The sequence below is a fragment of the Rhizobium sp. Leaf384 genome, from assembly GCF_001424065.1.
Classification (GTDB): domain Bacteria; phylum Pseudomonadota; class Alphaproteobacteria; order Rhizobiales; family Rhizobiaceae; genus Ferranicluibacter.
Genome location: NZ_LMQE01000001.1, coordinates 1,708,744 through 1,728,676 on the forward strand (window position 1 = coordinate 1,708,744; position 19,933 = coordinate 1,728,676).

General features: G+C 62.5%; 17 protein-coding genes. 4 read left to right on the top strand and 13 right to left on the bottom strand.

The features are described 5' to 3' along the window. Positions 1 to 11: 11 nt before the first annotated feature. From ASG25_RS07860 to ubiE, 3 genes are all read right to left on the bottom strand, one after another. A complete protein-coding gene (locus ASG25_RS07860; protein ID WP_244479332.1) occupies positions 12 to 1,202 on the bottom strand; it encodes an efflux RND transporter periplasmic adaptor subunit in 1,191 nt (396 codons plus the stop codon). 306 nt (positions 1,203 to 1,508) lie between these two features. Continuing rightward, positions 1,509 to 3,083, bottom strand: coding sequence for a 2-polyprenylphenol 6-hydroxylase (gene ubiB / locus ASG25_RS07865; RefSeq protein WP_062471532.1), 1,575 nt, complete (start codon positions 3,081 to 3,083; stop codon positions 1,509 to 1,511). Positions 3,084 to 3,137: 54 nt separating this feature from the next. Next, complete coding sequence (gene ubiE / locus ASG25_RS07870; RefSeq protein ID WP_062471535.1) at positions 3,138 to 3,914, bottom strand: bifunctional demethylmenaquinone methyltransferase/2-methoxy-6-polyprenyl-1,4-benzoquinol methylase UbiE; 777 nt, start codon at positions 3,912 to 3,914, stop codon at positions 3,138 to 3,140. Between the two features lie 325 nt (positions 3,915 to 4,239). On the opposite strand from ubiE, the gene mutM reads away from it, so the two are divergent. From mutM to dnaA, 3 genes are all read left to right on the top strand, one after another. Continuing rightward, on the top strand, positions 4,240 to 5,136 hold the full coding sequence (gene mutM / locus ASG25_RS07875) for a bifunctional DNA-formamidopyrimidine glycosylase/DNA-(apurinic or apyrimidinic site) lyase (RefSeq protein ID WP_062471538.1): 897 nt from the start codon (positions 4,240 to 4,242) through the stop codon (positions 5,134 to 5,136). Between the two features lie 212 nt (positions 5,137 to 5,348). Beyond that, on the top strand, positions 5,349 to 5,615 hold the full coding sequence (rpsT, locus tag ASG25_RS07880) for a 30S ribosomal protein S20 (protein WP_062471541.1): 267 nt from the start codon (positions 5,349 to 5,351) through the stop codon (positions 5,613 to 5,615). 1,082 nt (positions 5,616 to 6,697) lie between these two features. Then, positions 6,698 to 8,149 carry a chromosomal replication initiator protein DnaA gene (gene dnaA / locus ASG25_RS07885; protein WP_062472428.1) on the top strand — a complete coding sequence of 484 codons (1,452 nt, stop codon included), beginning with the start codon at positions 6,698 to 6,700 and terminating at the stop codon, positions 8,147 to 8,149. A gap of 66 nt (positions 8,150 to 8,215) precedes the next feature. Here dnaA and ASG25_RS07890 read toward each other — a convergent pair whose 3' ends face one another. Continuing rightward, entirely contained in the window at positions 8,216 to 9,634 is a 1,419-nt protein-coding gene (locus ASG25_RS07890) for a leucyl aminopeptidase family protein (RefSeq protein ID WP_062471544.1), read from the bottom strand. 192 nt (positions 9,635 to 9,826) lie between these two features. Here ASG25_RS07890 and ASG25_RS07895 point away from each other — a divergent pair, with 192 nt between their 5' ends. Beyond that, the gene (locus tag ASG25_RS07895; RefSeq protein WP_062471547.1) at positions 9,827 to 10,693 is read left to right on the top strand and encodes a tetratricopeptide repeat protein; all 867 of its coding nucleotides are present in this window, start codon (positions 9,827 to 9,829) and stop codon (positions 10,691 to 10,693) included. A gap of 64 nt (positions 10,694 to 10,757) precedes the next feature. Here the strand turns inward: ASG25_RS07895 and ASG25_RS07900 are convergent, their stop codons facing one another. The 9 genes from ASG25_RS07900 to ASG25_RS07940 all read right to left on the bottom strand — a co-directional run bounded on the left by ASG25_RS07900 (position 10,758) and on the right by ASG25_RS07940 (position 19,679). Further along, the gene (locus ASG25_RS07900; RefSeq protein ID WP_062471550.1) at positions 10,758 to 11,729 is read right to left on the bottom strand and encodes a type II secretion system F family protein; all 972 of its coding nucleotides are present in this window, start codon (positions 11,727 to 11,729) and stop codon (positions 10,758 to 10,760) included. A gap of 12 nt (positions 11,730 to 11,741) precedes the next feature. Continuing rightward, positions 11,742 to 12,752 (bottom strand): type II secretion system F family protein, encoded by a 1,011-nt coding sequence (locus ASG25_RS07905; protein ID WP_062471553.1) that lies wholly within the window; start codon positions 12,750 to 12,752, stop codon positions 11,742 to 11,744. Between the two features lie 4 nt (positions 12,753 to 12,756). Next, positions 12,757 to 14,217, bottom strand: a complete 1,461-nt coding sequence (locus tag ASG25_RS07910; protein WP_062471556.1) for a CpaF family protein — start codon at positions 14,215 to 14,217, stop codon at positions 12,757 to 12,759. 42 nt (positions 14,218 to 14,259) lie between these two features. After that, on the bottom strand, positions 14,260 to 15,549 hold the full coding sequence (locus ASG25_RS07915; protein ID WP_062471559.1) for a CpaE family protein: 1,290 nt from the start codon (positions 15,547 to 15,549) through the stop codon (positions 14,260 to 14,262). 27 nt (positions 15,550 to 15,576) lie between these two features. Beyond that, the gene (locus ASG25_RS07920) at positions 15,577 to 16,263 is read right to left on the bottom strand and encodes a CpaD family pilus assembly protein (protein ID WP_062471562.1); all 687 of its coding nucleotides are present in this window, start codon (positions 16,261 to 16,263) and stop codon (positions 15,577 to 15,579) included. 57 nt (positions 16,264 to 16,320) lie between these two features. Then, positions 16,321 to 17,820 (bottom strand): type II and III secretion system protein family protein, encoded by a 1,500-nt coding sequence (locus tag ASG25_RS07925; protein ID WP_244479346.1) that lies wholly within the window; start codon positions 17,818 to 17,820, stop codon positions 16,321 to 16,323. Positions 17,821 to 17,891: 71 nt separating this feature from the next. Beyond that, on the bottom strand, positions 17,892 to 18,704 hold the full coding sequence (gene cpaB / locus ASG25_RS07930) for a Flp pilus assembly protein CpaB (RefSeq protein WP_062471568.1): 813 nt from the start codon (positions 18,702 to 18,704) through the stop codon (positions 17,892 to 17,894). 128 nt (positions 18,705 to 18,832) lie between these two features. After that, complete coding sequence (locus ASG25_RS07935) at positions 18,833 to 19,345, bottom strand: prepilin peptidase (RefSeq protein ID WP_062471571.1); 513 nt, start codon at positions 19,343 to 19,345, stop codon at positions 18,833 to 18,835. A gap of 160 nt (positions 19,346 to 19,505) precedes the next feature. After that, positions 19,506 to 19,679 carry a Flp family type IVb pilin gene (locus tag ASG25_RS07940; protein ID WP_062471574.1) on the bottom strand — a complete coding sequence of 58 codons (174 nt, stop codon included), beginning with the start codon at positions 19,677 to 19,679 and terminating at the stop codon, positions 19,506 to 19,508. Positions 19,680 to 19,933: the final 254 nt, after the last annotated feature.

A 19,933-nucleotide genomic window follows, 5' to 3' on the forward strand; every position in this document is an offset into this window, starting at 1 on the left:
GCGTCGGCGCCTCAGAACATCGGCGGCGGTCCGCCGCGTGTCCGGGTTGCCGCGCGCTGGGCATTGGTGGCACCGCCCTCCGTGCCGGAGCCGACGACGACCTTTTCGCCTTCCGACAGGCCGCTCACGATCTCGACCCGGACACGATTGCGGATGCCGGGCTGAACGGTACGCACCTCCTGCCGGCCATCGCCGGTGACGACCGCGACCTCGGCACGCTTGCCGCCGTCCCGCATGCGGAGCGCTGCCGCGGGAATGGTCAGAACATCGGTTGCGCGCGACTGGACGAAGAAGACCTGCGCCGTCATGTTCATCATCAAGCGGCGGTCAGGATTGGGCACGTCGAAAAGCGCATAATAGAGCACGACGTTGTTTTCGGTCGACGGCGTCGGCCTGATCTGCCGCAACGTGCCGGCATAGTGCTTGCCGGGCTGGCCGAGCAGCGTGAAATAGGCTTCCATGCCGATCGAGAGCTTGCCGATATCGGCTTCGGAGACCTCGGCCTCGACGGTCATCGTGTCGAGATCCGCCACCGTCACGATGGTGGGGGCCGACTGGTTGGCGTTCAGCGTCTGACCTTCCTTGGCGACGACATCGACGATGGTGCCGGCGAGCGGCGCGTAGATCTTGGTGTAGCCGAGACTGATCCGGGCGTCCTTCAGTGTCGCCTGCTGCTTGCGGATCTGCGCATCCAGCGCGGCCACGTTGGCTTCGGCGGTGGCAAGTGCCGCCACCGCTTCGTCGAGCGCTGACTGTGCCGCACTGTTTCCGGCGACAAGGCTACGCTGTCGGGTAAGATTGGCGCCGGCGAGCACGACCTGTGCCTTCTTGTCGATCATCTGCGCATCGAGATTGGCAAGCTCGGCCTCCGCGATCTCGATCTGTGTCTGGATGGAGGCGCTGTCGATTTCCGCGATCAACTGGCCCTGCGTGACCATATCGCCGACATCGACCTTGAGGCTCTTCAACTGACCCGATACCTGGGCGCCGACATCCACGTCGCGGATGGGGCTGAGAAGCCCGGAGGCCGTGACGCTGTTTTCGATATCGCTGCGGGTGACCTCTTCGCTGACCACGGCTTGGGTGGTGCCTGCCGCACCATAGGTCTTCCATCCGTACCAGCTGCCAAAGCCAAGGACCGCAACGAGGCTCGCAAGCAGCATCGCACGCCCCCTGCGGCGCCGCGGCTTTGCCTTTTGCAAAGGTGCCGCCTGAGGCGGATGGTCGAGCGGGGATCGAAGCTCAGGCTGAGACTCAGACGCGTGCTCAGGCTGCAGCCCAGTCTGAGGTCCAGTCTGAGGTCCAGTCTGGGACTCAGGCTGGGGCTCGACGATCTTGGGATAGGCATCCGCCATTCAGGCCGGTCCTTCGAAAGGGTTTCTTCAACCCCCAATTACGTCCGGACTGCGGTAAATTGAAGTCGCACCAGATTACATCTCTGTCATGTGCGCGGTTTCTACGTGCGGACGTCTCGCCGCACGAGGGCAAACACGGAGGCGGAGCGTTCGTCAGAGCACCTTGATGACGATGATGGCGAGCAGAAGTGCAATTACCCAGAGAGCGACGCGGCCAGAGCGTGTGTGGCGGGCTTCGGCGCGACCGATGGCCTCGGCCGTCTCTGCGTCAAATTTCAGCCCGTGTTCGGCCATTTCGGTCAGATCACGCGAGAAGCGTTCCGTCTTTGCGACGATTTCCGGGGCAGCCTCCGCCAGCCTCAGCGCTGCGTGCAGACCGTCCTTGAGGTCGGTAACCACCCGCTTGGGCCCGAGATTGTCGCGAATCCAGGCGCCGACCACAGGTTCGGAGGCCTTCCACATGTTGAAGCGCGGATTGAGGGAGCGGGAAACGCCCTCGACCACCACCATCGTCTTTTGCAGCATGACCAGCTCAGGACGCGTTTCCATGTCGAAAAGCTCGGTGACCTCGAACAGCAGGGTAAGCAGCTTGGCCATGGAAATCGTCTCGGCCGGCTGGCCGTGGATCGGCTCGCCGATGGCGCGAATGGCCTGGGCAAAGCTTGCGACGTCGTGATGGGAGGGTACGTAGCCGGCTTCGAAATGCACATCGGCCACACGGCGATAATCGCGGGTGATGAAGCCGAACAGGATTTCGGCAAGAAACCGCCGTTCCTTCTTGCCAAGGCGCCCAACGATGCCGAAATCGACGGCAACGATCATGCCCTTCCGGTCGACCAGCAGGTTGCCCTGGTGCATGTCGGCATGGAAGAAGCCATCCCGCAGGGTGTGCCGCAGGAAGGACTGGATCAGCGTTTCCGCCAGCCGGTTGAGGTCGTGACCGGCAGCACGCAGCGCCTCCACATCGGCCATGCGGGTGCCGTCGATCCATTCCATGGTGACGACATCGCGACCCGTGCGTTCCCAATCGACGCGCGGGACACGGAAACCTTCGTCATTCTCCGTGTTCTCGGCAATTTCCGATAGAGCTGCGGCTTCGAGCCGGAGATCCATCTCGACCTTGGTCGTCTGCTCCAGCGTCTTCGTCACCTCCACCGGGCGCAAACGCCGCGTGTGCGGCAGAAATCGCTCCTGCAGGCGGGCAACAAGATACATGGCCTCGAGATCGTGGGCGAAGCGCTGGCGGATGCCCGGCCGGATCACCTTGATCGCGACCTTCTCCTCCCGCCCGTCCCGCATCACCCAGCCCGGATGGACCTGGGCGATGGAGGCGGCCGCAATGGGATCGTCGATGCGGCTATAGAGCTCCGCAACCGGACGGCCGAGCGAACCTTCCACGGCGGCATAGGCTTCGGTAACCGGGAAGGTCGCCATCCGATCCTGCAGGAAGGCGAGATCGGCGGCAAATTCGGCACCGACCACGTCCGGACGGGTGGCGAGGAACTGACCGATCTTCACATAGGAAGGGCCGAGTCGGCCGATCGCCCGCGAGAGGCGGTCGCTTCGCTCCTCGAACTGGGCACGGCGTCGCTCGAGAAGGCCCGCAACCTTCTGGGCAAAGCGGGCAAAGGGCGGCAGGTTCTCCGGCGGTATCGCCGTGACGACGCCTTCGCGGACGAGAACCCAGCCGATCCTGGCGATGCGGAGATAGGTGGCAGGCGTGCTCATCGGTACCGAAGGCTCCCCTGGAGACACGGCGGGAACAGGAGGCTGATCATGCGCTCAGATCTTCCATCCGGAATGCAGTGCCGCGATGCCGCCGGTGTAATTGGTGTAGGTGACGCGCGAAAAGCCGGCCTTCTCGATCATGCGGGCGAAATCCTTCTGGTCCGGGAACTTCCGGATGGACTCGACGAGATACTGGTAGGGCTCGGCCTCGCCGGTGATCATCTTGCCAAAGCGCGGAATGGCGTTGAACGACCAGGCATCATAGACCTTGTCGAGAAGCGGCATCTCGACATCGGAAAATTCGAGCACCAGCAGACGTCCGCCGCGCTTCAGCACGCGATAGGCCTCCGACAGTGCGACATCGATGCGCGGCACGTTGCGAATGCCGAAGGCGATCGTGTAGGCGTCGAAGCGACCGCCTTCGAATGGCAGGCTTTCCGCATTGGCCTCGACGAATTCGAGATTATCGGTCAGACCTTTCTTGCGGGCGCGCTCGGCACCGACGCCGAGCATCGAACCATTGATGTCGAGTACCGTCGCCTGCGCCTGCCGGGCGGAGGCCTCGACGATGCGAAATGCAATGTCGCCCGTGCCGCCGGCAACGTCGAGGACCCTGTAGTCGGCGCTGCGGCGCGGGTGGAGCGCGGCGACCATCGCATCCTTCCAGGCCCGATGAAGGCCCATCGACATCACGTCGTTCATGATGTCGTAGCGCTTGGCGACCTTATGGAAGACGTCGTTGACAAGACCTTGCTTCTCGCCCTCGTTGACGCGGCGAAAACCATAAGACGTTTCCATGCCGCCTTCGGCGGAAACCCGTTCGTCCGTCATACTCTACACCTTTCCATTCCAGACCGTTCGTTTCCGGCCTGATCGCCCGTATCGGGATCGGAACCCCATTCATCCTGTGCCCGCAGACGTGAGCCGTCATACGGCTGATCCCGCCATCCTGCCCGTCCAGTGACAGGTTCATCCGACCCACAGTCTCGGACAGTCAACGGCACATAGGACGTTTACGTCCATCCGACCAGATCGGGAATACGGACCATTCGACGCGTCGGACCATAGCGATTTCGCACCGGCAACGCTATCTCCAGGGAAAGGAAGCGCCGCGACGCGGCTGTCGGCCCGAAATGCGCTGCAAGAAGGACTGGCTATGCCCGAACTGCCCGAGGTCGAAACGGTCCGCCGGGGCCTTGCGCCCGTTATGGAGGGCGCACTGATCACCCGTGCCGAGGTGCGGCGCCCCGACCTGCGGTTTCCCTTTCCGCCGGACTTCGCCCGCCGCCTCGAAAATCGCCGGATTCTCGCTCTGTCACGCCGGGCGAAATATCTGCTGATCGAGCTCGACAACGACGATGTCGTCATTGCGCATCTGGGAATGTCCGGCTCGTTCCGGGTGATCGAGGCGGCCTCTGCCGATGCCGACACGCCGGGCGACTTTCATCATCCCCGCGGCAAGGACGAGCGGCACGATCATGTCGTTTTCCATCTTCTCTCGGACCGCGGAACCGTGCAGGTCATCTACAACGATCCGCGCCGGTTCGGCTTCATGGACATCGGGCCGCGCGAAACATTGGCGGCGCACGCCTTCTTTCGGCAGCTCGGGGAGGAGCCGACCGGCAACCGGCTCGATGCCGCCTATCTCGCCAGCCGGTTTGCCGGCAAGGCGCAGCCGCTGAAGTCGACCCTGCTCGACCAGAGGATCATCGCCGGACTGGGCAACATCTACGTCTGCGAGGCACTGTGGCGGGCGCGGCTCTCGCCGGTCAAGCCGTCGGGAAAGCTGGTCGATGCGCGCGGGCGCCCGCGGACACCGCTGATCGTGCTGACGGAAGCAATTCGCGCCGTCATCGCCGACGCGATCGCGGCCGGAGGCTCGTCGCTCCGCGATCATATCCAGGCGGACGGATCGCTTGGCTATTTCCAGCATAGCTTCGCCGTCTACGACCGGGAGGGCAAACCCTGCGCGCGGCCTGGCTGTGGTGGCATCATCGCCCGGATCCCCCAGGCGGGGCGCTCGACATTTTACTGCGCTTCGTGCCAGGTGTAGGCCCGGAATGGCGGCAACCCTGCCTACGCGCTGTAGATGGCGCCTGAAATAGCGCGTTGACGAAATGGGCGTTTGCGTCTATACGGCGCCCACAGTTTGGGAAGCCACGTTGCAGGTTTCTCGCTATTGCCTCCGAAGAGCTTGGATGACAGGTCGCAGTGACCCGACACGGCGAGGCGGAGGTGCTTGTCAGAATCTGAAGAGAGAAACCCATGGCCAATACAACTTCGGCGAAAAAAGCGACCCGCAAGATCGCTCGTCGCACCGAGATCAACAAGTCGCGCCGTTCGCGCGTTCGCAACTTCCTCCGCAAGGTCGAAGAAGCCATCGCATCCGGCGATCAGGCCGTTGCACAGGAAGCCCTGCGCGTTGCACAGCCCGAGCTGATGCGCGCTGCCAGCAAGGGCGTCGTGCATGCCAACACGGCATCGCGCAAGGTTTCGCGCCTGGCCAGCCGCGTCAACGCATTGTCGGCATAAGCCTTATCATTTCCGCCTTATAAGAGAGTGGCCCGGTCATCGACCGGGCCCTTTCGATTCGTACGCCGGCTTTTCCGGTCGATCATTGCCCATGACGAGATCATGTCATGGATGTGACCAAATAATCTCCATATTAACAACGGCTTGCTGAAGTTTATGACACGTTGCCCTTCCACGAGGAGGGGCCGTCGAAGTGAATCCGAGTCAAGCGATTTTTTATTTTTCTTGCTTTTCCGGGCACCTTTGAAACGCCCAAAAACAAAGCCTTTGATTCGACTGCGATTCTCAAATGGCGGCCTGGGGCAGTTGCAAAACGCCGGTTGAGAGTCAACGGCCAAGGCCCTGCCGGCCGTAAAAATGGCGATTGATCTTGGGTCATGATCCTGCCTAAATGCTTTCAGCAAGAGATGTGGGACAGCGAGTTTTCGATGTCGGCAACGGGCCCTGAAAAGGGCTGCGCAGCCTCCATATTTCCTGGACCGAGGTGGACATCACAATTTTCCATCAACTGAAGGAACGTCTCACCTTGATGGCTTTCGTCGTCAAGGAGCGAGAAACCGCGTCTTAAGGTTGAAGGCTCTATTGAACGTCGCCGGCAATGAAAGGCCGTCGATCGACTGCGAGAGCCGTTGTGGGAGAGCAAGCCCGGCAGATGCGCCGGAGGAAAGATCTGCTGCAAGATGTCTTGAACCGTTTCGGTTCGAGCATGATTGCAACAGGAAAGAGAAGAGCAAGGCCTGGGTGGCACGAACGTCACTCCGGCAGGCTCGATCGGTCCCACGGCAAGCGGGGACCCGGATGACAGAGGCCGATTTCGGCCACGGTCTGAGGGGTTTGCCGAGGGATCGGAAACGCGCGGGCACACGAGGGACCCGTCCGTTTGAACAGCCATGGTAATGCCGCCGCAAGGCGGCACATCCGACACGAGACTGCCGGCCATCAAAGCCGGTATCGGGACAGACATTGGAAGGCGGCACATGCTTTTAAATTCGGTGACCTCGGGGCGCACATTCGCTGCTGGCGAACATGCTCGGCCGATCAAGAGCGCGCAGAACGAACAGACGACGGGAGAGCAGGCCATCATGACCCAGAGCGCACTTTTCGACCGGGTCAGCGCTCTCCTCAAGGCGCAGGTCGGCCCTGACGTCTTTGCGAGCTGGTTTGGCCGGCTCAAGCTGCACTCGATGTCGAAGAGCGTCGTGCGTCTTTCCGTGCCCACCACGTTCCTGAAGTCCTGGATCAACAACCGGTATCTCGACCAGATCACGACCCTGTTCCAGCAGGAAGATTCCGAGATCCTGAAGGTCGAGATCGTGGTGCGCAGCGCGATGCGTGGCGCCCGTGCTCCGAATGAAGCCGACATGGTCGCCGGCGAGACCGTTCCTGCTGCGCCAACCGCCACGTCGGCGCGCAAGACCGGTGTCCAGAGCATCGGACAGCAGGCGACAGCTGCCCTGCCGGCTGCGGCGAAGCTCCCCGTCGCCACGCCGCTCTTTGGCTCCCCGCTCGACCCGCGCTACAGCTTTGCAAGCTTCGTCGAAGGCTCATCCAACCGCGTCGCACTGGCTGCCGCCAAGACGATCGCGGAAGCGGGCGCCGGAGCAGTGCGGTTCAATCCGCTCTTCATTCACTCCTCCGTCGGCCTCGGCAAGACGCACCTCCTCCAGGCGATCGCCATTGCCGCAATCCAGAGCCCGCGCGCCTCGCGCGTCGTCTATCTCACGGCCGAGTATTTCATGTGGCGCTTCGCCACCGCCATCCGCGACAATGATGCGCTGTCGCTGAAGGAAACCTTGCGCAACATCGACCTGCTCGTCATCGACGACATGCAGTTCCTGCAGGGAAAGTCGATCCAGCACGAGTTCTGCCATCTCCTGAACATGTTGCTCGACAGCGCCAAGCAGGTCGTCGTGGCGGCTGACCGGGCGCCGTGGGAGCTGGAATCGCTCGACCCGCGCGTCCGTTCGCGCCTTCAGGGTGGCGTCGCCATCGAGATGGACGGTCCCGACTACGAGATGCGGCTGGAGATCCTGAAGCGTCGGCTGGATGTGGCGCGCGAGGAGGATCCCTCCCTCGACATTCCCGCCGATATCTTGAGCCACGTCGCCCGCAGCATCACCGCCAGCGGCCGCGAACTGGAGGGCGCCTTCAACCAGCTCCTGTTCCGCATGTCGTTCGAACCCCAGCTCTCGATCGAGCGCGTCGACGAGCTTCTCGGACATCTCGTCAATGCCGGCGAGCCGCGCCGCGTGCGGATCGAGGATATCCAGCGCGTTGTCGCCAAGCATTACAACGTCTCCCGCCAGGAGCTCGTGTCCAATCGTCGCACGCGCGTCATCGTCAAGCCGCGCCAGATCGCCATGTATCTGGCAAAGACCCTGACGCCTCGCTCGTTTCCCGAAATCGGCCGCCGGTTCGGTGGACGCGATCATACGACGGTGCTGCATGCCGTGCGCAAGATCGAGGACCTGATCTCCGGCGACACGAAGCTCAGCCATGAGATCGAACTCCTGAAGCGCCTGATCAACGAATAGACGGCCCGTTCTGGAAGCATTCAAGGCGTCGAAGCAATTCGGCGCCTTTCTCGTTGTGTTCAAGGCTTACGAGAGATCGCGTGCGATCAGGGCATAAAGAGCCCGGATGCCTTGTGCCTCGCCGCCGACAAGCGCGTGCGGACGCTCGCTCGGGTTCCAGCCATAGACATCGAGATGGACCCAGCCGCGCGTTTGGGCCACGAAGCGCTTGAGAAACAGGGCCGCGGTGATTGCCCCGGCCATGCCGCCCGACGGCGCATTTGTGAGGTCGGCGATGCGGGACGTCACGTCCTTCTCGTACCCCTTGTAAAGCGGCAGCCGCCACAGGGGGTCGTGAGTGGCAAGGCTTGCCTGCGACAGATCAGTAGCGAGTGTCTCGTCGTCGGTAAAGAAGGGCGGCAGGTCGGGGCCGAGCGCGACCCGGGCAGCCCCCGTCAGCGTAGCCATGTCGATGAGAAGGTCGGTCTCGCTCTCGCCGGCGTAAGCGAGCGCATCCGCCAGGACGAGCCGACCCTCGGCGTCGGTATTGTCGATCTGCACCGTCAGGCCCTTGCGCGACCGATAGATATCGCTCGGGCGGAAAGCATTGCCGGCTATGGAATTCTCGACCGCGGGGACCAGGACGCGCAACGAGACGTCGAGCCCGGCATCCATGATCATCAGCGCCAGGCCCATGACGTTTGCAGCCCCGCCCATGTCCTTCTTCATCAGAAGCATGGAAGCAGCAGGCTTGATGTCCAGCCCGCCGGTATCAAAGCAGACCCCTTTTCCCACGAGCGTGATCTTTTTTGATCCGGAGCCCCAGCGCAGGTCCAGAAGGCGCGGCGCCTGGTGGGCGGCGCGGCCGACCGCGTGGATCAGGGGGAAGTTCTGCACCAGCAGATCATCGCCAAGGATGGTTGTGACGGTCGCGCCGTAATCCCTGCCGAGCGCCTGGAACGCTTCTTCCAGGGCGTCCGGTCCGAGATCGTTGGTCGGCGTATTGATGAGATCGCGGACCAGCGAGATGCCGGCCACCGTGCGGTCCAAGGCCGGCCGATCGACGCTCTCCGGCAGCTGGAGCCGTGGCCGCTCGGCCTTCCCCGCCTTGTAGCGGTCAAAGCTATAGGCGCCGAGCGCAAAGCCGAGGGCAGCCTGTTCGGCCGACAGGCTATCGGAGACAATCCGCCAATCTCCGGGTGGCAATGTGCGGGCGAGCTTGCCCGTAGCGAAGGGCGCATCGAACGGTGTGCTGCCGAGACCGAAGAGGGCACCGCCGAGGCCATCCCCCCCGCCCTGCCCGTCCGGATGTGCCGGAATGAGGAGCAGCGCCCCGCTTTCGGCTTTGAAGCCTGCCTGACGCGCCCAGTTGCGGACGAACGGATCGAGCGCGGCACTCTCGAGGTCGTCCGGCGTCAGCGCATAAACCGGAAGGGCTGCGTTCGGAGCGGCGCCCTCACCGGACGTGAAAGGCGACGGTCGATGTTCGAGACAAAAGGGAGGCATGGGTTCTCCTGAAATCCATTGACGGCAGCCGCGCCCGGCCTCGTCCGACCCGCCGGACGGACTGGGACTGCGCGCAAGACCGAAGCGGAAATTAACACTCTATTAGGGTTAACAGATTATTGATGAGGATACGATTGCGCCGTGAAAGTTGATGCGTGCCGGTGCTTTCCCCATTTTTCCGGGAGCTTTGCCATGGCGGCATCACTTGACCAGCCTCGTTCGCGGCACGCCTGCCGCGCGACCGTCCACCTGTCCCTCTCCGCCGTCCTGATTGCAGGCCTGCTATCGGGCTGCGCGGCTCCGCGCAAGGAATTGACCACGGGGTCGATATCCAACAGAGCCTCGAATGGCCTGGCGTCGGTCAACAGCGCTTCCATGAATGCAGGGCAACTCGATGCCGCGGCTCAAAGCCTCGGCAAGGCCTATGAGAAGAACCCGAAGGACCGGACGACCGGTCTCAACTATGCCAACGTGCTGCGCCAGACTGGCCGCAACGACCAGGCGCTCGCCGTCATGCAGCAGGTGGCGATCCAGTATCCGGCCGATCGCGAGGTGCTGGCCGCCTATGGCAAGTCGCAGGCCGCAGCCGGCCAGCTTGAACAGGCGCTGCTCACCGTCGGCCGCGCGCAGACGCCCGACCGTCCGGACTGGAAGCTGAAATCGGCCGAAGGGGCGATCCTCGACCAGCTCGGACGCTCGCCGGAAGCGCGGCAGCGTTACCGTGAGGCCCTGGACATCCAGCCGAACGAACCGTCCGTGCTTTCCAATCTCGGCATGTCCTATCTCTTGTCGAAAGACCTGAAGACGGCGGAAACCTATCTGCGCAAGGCGGCGGAACAGCCGGGTGCCGACAGCGGCGTTCGCCAGAACCTGGCACTGGCCATCGGCCTGCAAGGCCGCTTCCCGGAAGCGGAAGCCATCGCCCGCCAGGAACTGTCCTCCCAGCAGGCCGAGGCGAACGTCGCCTATCTCCGGTCGATTCTGTCGCAGCAGAACGCATGGCAGAAGCTTGCCAAAGACGGAAAGCCGGCAAAGGCGACTGAAACCGGAACGAACTGATCTTTCGTTTTCTTAGCAAACGGCGCCTGCATCCTTTATCGGATGCGGTGCCTTTCGTTCGGGCTCACATACGATCGGCGACCTGAATGCCGGCCGGGCCGAGGATAACGGCAATCAGAACCGGCAGGAAGAACAGGATCATCGGCACCGTCAGCTTCGGCGGCAAGGCTGCGGCCTTCTTTTCGGCCTGGTTCATGCGCTGGTCGCGGCTTTCCTGGGCGAGAACGCGGAGCGCCTGCGCGATCGGCGTGCCATAGCGGTCCGCCTGGATCAGGGCCTGCGTCACCGCCTTCACGTCATCGATGCCGGTTCGAAGACCAAGGTTTTCGAGCGCAACCCGGCGATCGGGCAGGAAGGAGAGTTCGGCCGTGGTCAGCACCATCTCTTCGGCAAGCGCCGGCGACTGCCCGGCAATCTCGTCTGCCACGCGGCGCATGCCGAGTTCCATGGAAATACCGGACTCCACGCAGATCAGCAGCAGATCGAGCGCATCCGGCCAGGCGCGGCGAATGGAGGACTGCCGCTTGCCGACCGCATTGCCGATGAAGATGTTGGGCAGGTAGAAGCCGATATAGGCGGCGACGATAACGCCGAGGAGACGCATGGCCTGCGGCCTATCAGCAAAGGCGCCGAGACCGAAGACATAGACCGCCGCAACGCCGAGAAGAACGAAGGGCAGGACGAAGCGGGCGAACAGGAAGATGTTGAGCGCGTTCTGCGACCTGTAGCCAGCCATTTTCAGCCGGTTGACGGTCTTGTCGTCCACCAGCGCCTTGCGAAGATTCAGACGTTCGACGACCTGCAGGACCGACGTGTTGTTCTTGGCTCGAAGGGAGGCGCGTCCGGTGGTGATCTCGTTGTTCAGCCGCGCACGCTCGCGGGCACGGATCTGCTCCCGCTCCGAGGCGACGGATTTCATCCGCTTCTGGAGATTGTCGCCTTCGAGGAAGGGCGCGGCGAGCGTGTAGATCGTCGCCATGACGGCGATGGAGACAAGGACCGCGACGATGGTCGCCGGCGTGAGGAGGCCCAACATGACGCGAATTCCCTACATATCGAAGTTGATCATCTGCCGCATGACGAAGATGCCGATGCCCATCCAGATGGCGGAAATGCCCATGATCAGATGCCCGCGCGGGTCGGTGAACAGCACCATGATGTAGGCGGGCGAACTGAGGTAAACGAGCGTCGCGACAATGAAGGGGAGCGCGCCGATGATCCAGGCAGAAGCCTTGGCTTCCATCGAAAGCGCCTGGACCTTCGCCTTCATCTTGCGGCGTTCGCGCAGCACTCTGGCAAGGTTGGTCAGCGCCTCCGACAGATTGCCCCCTGCCTGCGATTGAATGGTGATGACCACCGAAAAGAAATTGACCTCCTGCAGCGGCACCGTCTGGATCATGCGCGCGCAGGCTTCAGGAACGGTCATGCCGACACCCTGCGCATCGATGACACGGCGGAACTCCGTCTTGACCGGCTCCTGTCCATCGTTGGAGATCAGGCGGATGGCGTCGCTGAGCGGCAGGCCGGACTTGATCGACCGCACCATGACCTCGAGCGAATTCGGAAACTCCTCGATGAACTTGTTGCAGCGCCGCTTCACGAGATAGCCGAGGATCCAGCGCGGCAGGCCCAGCGACGCAAAGATTGCGACACCGGCGGCTATCAGCAAGGACCCGCCGACGACAAGCGCGGTCAGGAATGCGGCAAAGCCGAAGATGCCGCTGAAAACGTAAAACTTTGTCAGCGAGATGGGCAGCCCCGCCTGGGTCAGCCGCACCTTGATCGGCGGCTTGGCGCGCGCTGATTTTTCCTTCTGCTTCTTCTGGAGATCCTTCAGCGAGTCCTGCACCGACTTTCGACGCTTGGACAGCTCGTTCATGCGATCGCGGGCGGCCTTGATGTTGACCCGGTCCGTTTCCGCCGCCTTGATCTTGCGAAAGCGGACGTCCGCCTTCTTTTCATCCTGAATGCGCGAGAACAGGAACCCGTAGGCAAGGCCTGCGGTGGATACGGCCACGAGAGCGGCAATAGCAATGATCAGCGGGTCCAGACCGAACATCGCGCTACTCCTTGTTCAAAGTGTCGAGCGTGGCGGCGAGCCGCTTGTCCTCGTTGAAGTAGCGGGCACGATCCCAGAAATGCGGACGGCCGATGCCCGAACCCTTGTGGCGGCCGACGATCTTGCCGACGGCGTCCTCGCCCTCGATCTCGTAGCGCATGAGGTCCTGCGTGATGATGACGTCGCCTTCCATCCCGACCACTTCGGTGATGTGGGTGATCCGACGTGAACCATCGCGCAGGCGCGCCGCCTGGATGATGACGTCAATCGAGCCGGCAATGATCTCGCGCACGGTCCGGGCGGGCAAGGTATAGCCCCCCATGGCGATCATCGATTCCATGCGGGCGAGGCATTCGCGCGGCGTGTTCGCGTGGATCGTCCCCATGGAGCCGTCATGGCCGGTGTTCATGGCCTGGAGCAGGTCGAACACCTCGGCTCCGCGGACTTCGCCAACGATGATGCGTTCAGGCCGCATGCGGAGACAGTTCTTGATAAGGTCCCGCATGGTGATTTCGCCCTCGCCCTCGATATTGGGCGGTCGCGTTTCCAGGCGCACCACATGCGGCTGCTGCAGCTGAAGTTCGGCGGTATCTTCGCAGGTGATGACGCGCTCGTCCGCATCGATATAGCCGGTGAGGCAATTGAGGAGCGTCGTCTTGCCGGAGCCCGTTCCGCCGGAAATGACGACGTTGCATCGCACACGTCCGATGATCTGCAGAAGAACGGCACCCTCCGGCGTGATCGCGCCGAATCGGACGAGCTGGTCGAGCTTCAGTTTGTCCTTCTTGAACTTTCGAATGGTGAGCGCTGCGCCGTCGATGGCGAGCGGCGGGGCGATGACGTTGACACGCGAGCCGTCCGGAAGGCGAGCGTCGCAGATCGGCGAGCTTTCATCAACGCGGCGGCCGACCTGGGAGACGATGCGCTGGCAGATCGACAGCAGTTGGGCATTGTCGCGGAAACGGACGTCGCTCTCGATGGTCTTGCCGTTGACTTCAATGAAGGTCTGCCCGGCACCGTTGACCATGATGTCGGCGATATCGTCGCGGGCGAGCAGCGGCTCGAGTGGCCCGTAGCCGAGAACGTCGTTGCAGATGTCCTCGAGCAGTTCCTCCTGCTCGGAAATCGACATCGCGAAATTCTTGATCGTGATGATGTCGTTGACGATGTCACGAATCTCTTCGCGCGCGCTCTCCCCGTCCAGCTTGGCCAGCTGCGACAGGTCGATCGTGTCGATCAGCGCAGAGAAGACCTGCGCCTTGGTGTCATAGTAGTCGTCCGTGCGCGGTGTACGCTTGCGGGGTGCCGGCGGCGGCGGCTGGCGAACGAGGGCGGCCGCCTCACGGGCGCTCTCCTGCAAAACCGGGGCTGCCGGTCGCTCGATGACGGCAGCGGCTGCCGACGCCATGGCCGGCGGCGGGGTCTGTGTCCGGCCGGCGCTGTCGTTTCCGCGTTTACCAAACATGGCTGTCCACCTGGTTCCGTCTCATCGTCGCTGTCCCCCGGCTCAGTTGCGCCCGAGAAGGCCGAGCACCATGCCGAGGCCTGCCTTTCGCGGTTTCTTGGCCGTGACCCGACCCGTCAGCAGATGCGCCAGCTGCGAGAAGATCTCCGCTGTCGGTGCCTTCTTGTCGGTTTCCGCGATCATGCGTCCGCTGTTGGCCGCCGAACCGAAAAGCACGGCGTCGAACGGAATGATCGCCGCCGTCTCGACTTCGAGGGATTCGCAGAAATCGGCGACGGGAATTTCCGGCCGCTTCGGCATGCCGACCTGGTTGAGCACCAGATGGGGCGCCTTGTCGTTCGGACGCAGCTTGCGAATGGAATCGAACAGGTTCTTCGCGTTGCGCAGATTAGCGAGATCGGGAACGGCCGTGATGACGAGTTCGTCGGCCTCGCCAACGACGTTGCGCGTCCAGGCGTTCCAGGTATGGGGCACGTCGAGGACCGACACCGGCGCGTTTCGCTGCAGAATTTCGGCCAGAGCCTGGAAGGCGTTTCCGTCGAAATCATAGGCGCGATCGAGCATAGACGGCGCGGCGAGCAGCGAGAGATGCTCCGAGCATTTCGTGAGGAGCCGGTCGAGGAAGACCTCGTCGAGGCGTTCTGGCGAAAAGACGGCCTCGGCCACCCCCTGCGGCGGATCCTGATCGAAATTGATATTGGCGGTGCCGTAGGGCAGGTCGAGATCGGCAAGGACGGTCTCGGTTGCGAAGAGGTGGGATATGCCCCAGGCGCAGTTGTGCGCGAGCGTCGAGGAGCCGACGCCGCCCTTTGCCCCGATGAAGGCGATGCTGCGGCCCAGAGGCTCCGCTTCGGGATCGACGAAGATCGAGGAGATCGCGCCCATTAGATCCGCCATGGCGACGGGCGCCACCAGATATTCGGAGATGCCGTTGCGGATCAGCTCCCGGTAGAGGCCGATATCATTGAAGCGGCCGATCAGGATGACCTTGGTGCTGGGATCGCAGACCTGTGCGAGGGGCGCGAGTTCCTGCATCAGAGCGCCGGGCTCAGAAGCGGTTTCCAGAATGATCAGGTTCGGCGTCGGCATGGTGGCGAACATGTTGGCCGCAGCCGCCATGTTGCCGCTGTTGATGCGGAAGCCGACCTTGGCCATGCGCCGGTCCTGCCCGCACCGCTCGAGGCTGCGCTGCACGGCCTCTGTTTCGCAGAAGGCATGGATCGAAATGCGGGGCAGCGGACGAAGATGCTCGATGTCCTGCGGCAGAACGACGTCGGCCGGTGCCGCCGCGCTGCCGCTCAGGCTTTCGATCGTATAATCAATGGCGCTCATGTGGTGCCCCGCGACGCGTTCGGTGCGTCAGTTGGTCGTGATGGAGATCGTGGTATTCGGCGTCGTTGTCAGACCCCGATAATCGTTAATGACCTGACCGCGCCGGGCCGCATCGATGGGCGATTGCGCCTGGGGTCCGAGAAGGTCCGTCGGATTGGCGATCTGGGCGGCAAGGTTCGCCTGGCTGGCACAGCCGAAATTGCTCCAGTTGCGGTTCTGCGTCGTATCCTTGACGAGATCCTCGGGCCAGGCGCCGCACGGTTCGGTGGAGGCGGTGATCGCCGTGAAGCTCAGGCGCACAGGTGCTGCGTCCCCGCTGGCTGCCGCGTTGTAGCGGGTCTCGAGAAGCCGGTTTGCCGGAACGCCCATCTGGACGAGGAGCGCGCGGATGTCGCGGCGCACGGCCTCGACCGCCGCGCCGTTTGCGGATCCGCTCGGCAGCATGATCTGGACGACGCCGTTGGCCGAGCCACGGTATGTCTGGGCAAAGCCCTTGATGACCTCGCGCGTGCCAACCGGCAGACGACGATCGCTAGAGGCGATGGGAATGTCGATCGACCGCTCGCTTTCGCCGACGACGATCGGATGGCGCGTGCGATAGTCATCGGGGATGGCGCCCGTCGACAGATCGTCACGTTTGGCGCAGGCCGCAAGACTGGCTGCAATGCTGAGGCTGAGAAGAGCGATGCGGGCAATGCGGACGGGGAACGGCATGGCCGGGCGCCTTTCGAAACTGGGGAGTGCAATGGATGATGTCATGTCCGTCCCCGCCTATTTGTAAATGAAGCCGACATTGCCGTGATACTGGCCGACCGGTTGAGCGCCTCGGTTGCCGTAGAGACGATTGACTTCGCCGAGGAAGAAGCCGGGAAGATCGGCAGACGGACTGAAATTGTCGTCGGGCCGGGAGATCTGGTTGCGGGCGACGGGACGCACGAGATAGGGCGTGGCAATGATGACCAGTTCCGTCTCGTTGCGCTGGAAATCGCGCGAGCGGAACAGCGTGCCAAAGATCGGGATCTTGGCAAATCCGGGGACGCCGGAGATCGCCTGGCGAATATTGTCCTGCACGAGACCGCCGATGACGATGGAGCCGCCGGAGGGGAGCTCGACGCTGGTCGATGCCTCGCGCTTGCGGATCGACATGTAGTTCTGGCCCGCGATGTTTCTATAGGCGCCACTGGCGACGCTGCCCTCGAAAGTCGGCTCCGACACGTTGGTCTCGATGTCGAGCGCGATCCGTCCCGGACCGAGGACCACCGGCTTGAAGTTCAGCTCGACGCCGTATTCAACCGTTTCGACCTTGCGTTCCAGGACAGGCTTCTCCTTCCCGGTCACCTTGTCTTCCTCTGTGGTGACTTCTTGACCGGCCGGGATGCGGTAGTCGCCCCCGACAAAGAACTTGGCGCTCTTGCCGGAGATGGCCGTCAGGCTCGGCTCCGCCAGCGTCCGCATGACGCCAGCCTGCTCCATCGCATTGATGTAACTGGCGAGCCCAACAGCACCGCCGGCAATGCTGCCTGTGATAATGGACGAGCTGGCATTGAGGGCGTTACCGAGGTTGGCTGGATTCTGGAACGAGATCTCGGCGTTGTTGCCACGCACAGCACCGGAGAAGCCGAGCTGCTTGAGAATCTGGCGCGAGACTTCGGCAACCGTGACCTTCAACATGACCTGGTCTTCGCCATCGATCGTCAGGAGGTTGACGATCTTCGACTTCTGGCGGTCTTCCGCATAGATGTCGGCATCGCCGTTGGTGCCCTGCGCGGTAATATTGCGGGTCGTGGCCTCGCCGCCCTGGAGGAAGGCCTGTGCCAGTTCCACGACGCGCGTCGAATCGAGCGGGGTTCGGACCGAGCCCGTCAGCACGATATTGTCCGACACGATTTCGACGTTGATGTCGGAGTCCGGCAGGTAGCGACGCAGATTGGATTGGAGCGTCGAAACGTCGCGTTCGATTTCCAGATCGAGACTGACGATTTCCTCGCCATTGGCACCGAAGATGAAGATGTTGGTCTGCCCGACCGATTTACCGAAAAGATAAATGCGGCGGGACGTGCGCGTTACCGCATCGGCAAGGGACGGGTCGGCAACAAGGATGTCATGCGCATCGGCCGGCAGGTCGATGACGATGGCCTTGTTGAGGCCGAGCTTGATGGTCTTCTTGGCGCCGGGCCCGCTGTCGACGATGCGCAGGAGCGCACTGTCTGCTGCCTGCGCGATACCTGCGGTGCCGGGCATCATCGGCGCAGCCGTGAGGGCCAGCGCCATGGCAAGCGCGCCGGCAAGCGGTGCGCGCAACGTCGTCCCGAACGTCATGGGGGTCTTTCCTCGGCTGGCCATTATTGCATTGCTCCCGTCTTGGTCTCGCCGTCTGAGGAGACGATGGAGCCGGATTTGATCAGCTGGACGGCCGGACGGCTGCCGCCGGAGAGCAGGTAATCGGCAGCGATCGTGTCCGGCTCCTGCGCGTCGGCAACCGAGCGCAGAGCAAGAGAGAGGCGATCGGCCATCTGCTGGGCGACCGCGAGGACCTTCGACTGGTCGGGCGTCAGCTCGAGGGTTGCGGTCGTGCCGATGACGGTCTTGGAGCCGTCATCCTTTTCCTCGATCTGCTGGTCGACGGCGAGGATGCGAACGTTGCTGAGCACGGTTTCCGTGTTGAACGCCTTGCCCTCGCCCTTGCGCACCATAATCACATCGACGCGGTCGTTCGGCAGGATGAAGCCGCCGGCGCCGGTGGCCACCGTGATCTCGGTGGCGACAGCTCGCTTTCCGGCTGGCAGGATGGAAGAGAGAATGCGACCGGAGGCATCGGCAATTTTCTCGGCGCGAACCGGCTCGCCATTGAGAAGCGGCAGGCGCACGACGGAGCCTTGCAACTGGGTCACCGCATCCGGGCGGGCCTCGTCTGTGATGAAGCCATCGACGATGCCGGCCTTGGGCCAAGCCATCCATCGGATCGCGTCCGCACTGAGACGCGAACCGACCGGCAGGCTCTTGGCCATGACGAGGACGTTGACGGTCGGCTCCCGCTCGATGACCGGCTGCGCCGCCTCGATCACGGTCGGCCCGGTGATGCTCATCGCCAGCAGGCCGGCAAGGCCTGCCGAGACGACCGCAACAGCCAAAATGAAAACGCGTGCCGGCTTCATCTGATCACCGAACCCTTCCCCTGAACTCTCGGAAAAGGCTACGGCGTAAAGGTGTAATTAAGGTTAACGAAAACCGACCGACTATACTTAATGAAGTCTTAAGATCGGGCGCGCGCCGATCGTCGAAGTCACCGCATATGCACCAGAGCAAGCTGCATCAGGGGCGATTCCGGAAAGGTCAGCAAGGCGCCGCAGCCAATGGCGACACCATAGGGGACTTTGGAACCGTGGAAGAGCTGTTCCGGGATCGGAATTCGGTACGCCAGAATGACGTTCTCTTCCTTGCGCAGAAGAAGAACCGCCAGCACCAGCACGCCGCCCAGGAAGGAAACGGCCACAAGAAAGGTCAGAAGGCTCATGTTCCAGCCGAACCAGACGGCGCTTGCTGTCAGCAGCTTCGCGTCGCCACCGCCCATGACGTTCGTGGCAAAGAGGGCAAAGCAGACGGCAAAGACGGCAAGGCCCGCAGCGAGGTGCAGGCCGATCTGGGTCATTTCCAGGCCGGCCAGGGGCGCAATGACGACGAAGCTGCCGAGCAGGATGGCCGAGACACGGTTGGGAATGGTCATGGAGAGAAAATCGGAGCAGGCCGCAAAGGCCAGGCACAAAGGAAAAATGACGAAAATCGCAGCCTGGACCATAAATCATCTCCGGAAACAGGGCGATCCTAGAGGAGGCGCCTTAAGGAAATGCGAATCAACGACCGTCACGAAGCTTCATAACGAAAAAAGTGGCCGCTCTTGGAGCAGCCACTTGTTTCCTCCATCGCCCTTGGACAATGGCAAGGTATGCTGAACTGTCTCAGACCGGCTTTGCGAGCTTGTCCTTGAGGTTCGTGAAGGTCGTGTTGATCTGGTTGCCCAGTGCGCTGGCACCGAGGATCATCGCAACAGCGATCAGCGATGCGATCAGGCCGTATTCGATGGCGGTCGCGCCGGACTCGTCCTTCATGAAACGTGCGAAAATTGCGGTCATGTCATTTCTCCTACATCACTTGTTTCGTGTTCAGCACTCCCTCCGACATGTCTCTGCCGGCCGGTTACAAACAACTTACACAACGCATATTTCGAGTGGCTTAAAGAAAAGCGTTACCGGAACGTAAATCCTTCGGGCATCTGTCGCGCCTCGCGATCCGCAGCGCTGCGTGTGTTTAAGTCTTCATTCACCAAAAGCGGGGATAGTGGTGCATCGGCATCACCGGATCCTGCATCACCATGGCTTTCATTCCG

Excerpts from the sequence above, each read along its gene's own strand:
- ubiB (WP_062471532.1), bottom strand. The coding sequence starts at position 3,083 with ATGAGCACGCCTGCCACCTATCTCCGCATCGCCAGGATCGGCTGGGTT.
- ubiE (WP_062471535.1), bottom strand. The coding sequence starts at position 3,914 with ATGACGGACGAACGGGTTTCCGCCGAAGGCGGCATGGAAACGTCTTAT.
- mutM (WP_062471538.1), top strand. The coding sequence starts at position 4,240 with ATGCCCGAACTGCCCGAGGTCGAAACGGTCCGCCGGGGCCTTGCGCCC.
- rpsT (WP_062471541.1), top strand. The coding sequence starts at position 5,349 with ATGGCCAATACAACTTCGGCGAAAAAAGCGACCCGCAAGATCGCTCGT.
- dnaA (WP_062472428.1), top strand. The coding sequence starts at position 6,698 with ATGACCCAGAGCGCACTTTTCGACCGGGTCAGCGCTCTCCTCAAGGCG.
- ASG25_RS07890 (WP_062471544.1), bottom strand. The coding sequence starts at position 9,634 with ATGCCTCCCTTTTGTCTCGAACATCGACCGTCGCCTTTCACGTCCGGT.
- ASG25_RS07895 (WP_062471547.1), top strand. The coding sequence starts at position 9,827 with ATGGCGGCATCACTTGACCAGCCTCGTTCGCGGCACGCCTGCCGCGCG.
- ASG25_RS07900 (WP_062471550.1), bottom strand. The coding sequence starts at position 11,729 with ATGTTGGGCCTCCTCACGCCGGCGACCATCGTCGCGGTCCTTGTCTCC.
- ASG25_RS07905 (WP_062471553.1), bottom strand. The coding sequence starts at position 12,752 with ATGTTCGGTCTGGACCCGCTGATCATTGCTATTGCCGCTCTCGTGGCC.
- ASG25_RS07910 (WP_062471556.1), bottom strand. The coding sequence starts at position 14,217 with ATGTTTGGTAAACGCGGAAACGACAGCGCCGGCCGGACACAGACCCCG.
- ASG25_RS07915 (WP_062471559.1), bottom strand. The coding sequence starts at position 15,549 with ATGAGCGCCATTGATTATACGATCGAAAGCCTGAGCGGCAGCGCGGCG.
- ASG25_RS07920 (WP_062471562.1), bottom strand. The coding sequence starts at position 16,263 with ATGCCGTTCCCCGTCCGCATTGCCCGCATCGCTCTTCTCAGCCTCAGC.
- ASG25_RS07925 (WP_244479346.1), bottom strand. The coding sequence starts at position 17,820 with ATGGCGCTGGCCCTCACGGCTGCGCCGATGATGCCCGGCACCGCAGGT.
- cpaB (WP_062471568.1), bottom strand. The coding sequence starts at position 18,704 with ATGAAGCCGGCACGCGTTTTCATTTTGGCTGTTGCGGTCGTCTCGGCA.
- ASG25_RS07935 (WP_062471571.1), bottom strand. The coding sequence starts at position 19,345 with ATGGTCCAGGCTGCGATTTTCGTCATTTTTCCTTTGTGCCTGGCCTTT.
- ASG25_RS07940 (WP_062471574.1), bottom strand. The coding sequence starts at position 19,679 with ATGACCGCAATTTTCGCACGTTTCATGAAGGACGAGTCCGGCGCGACC.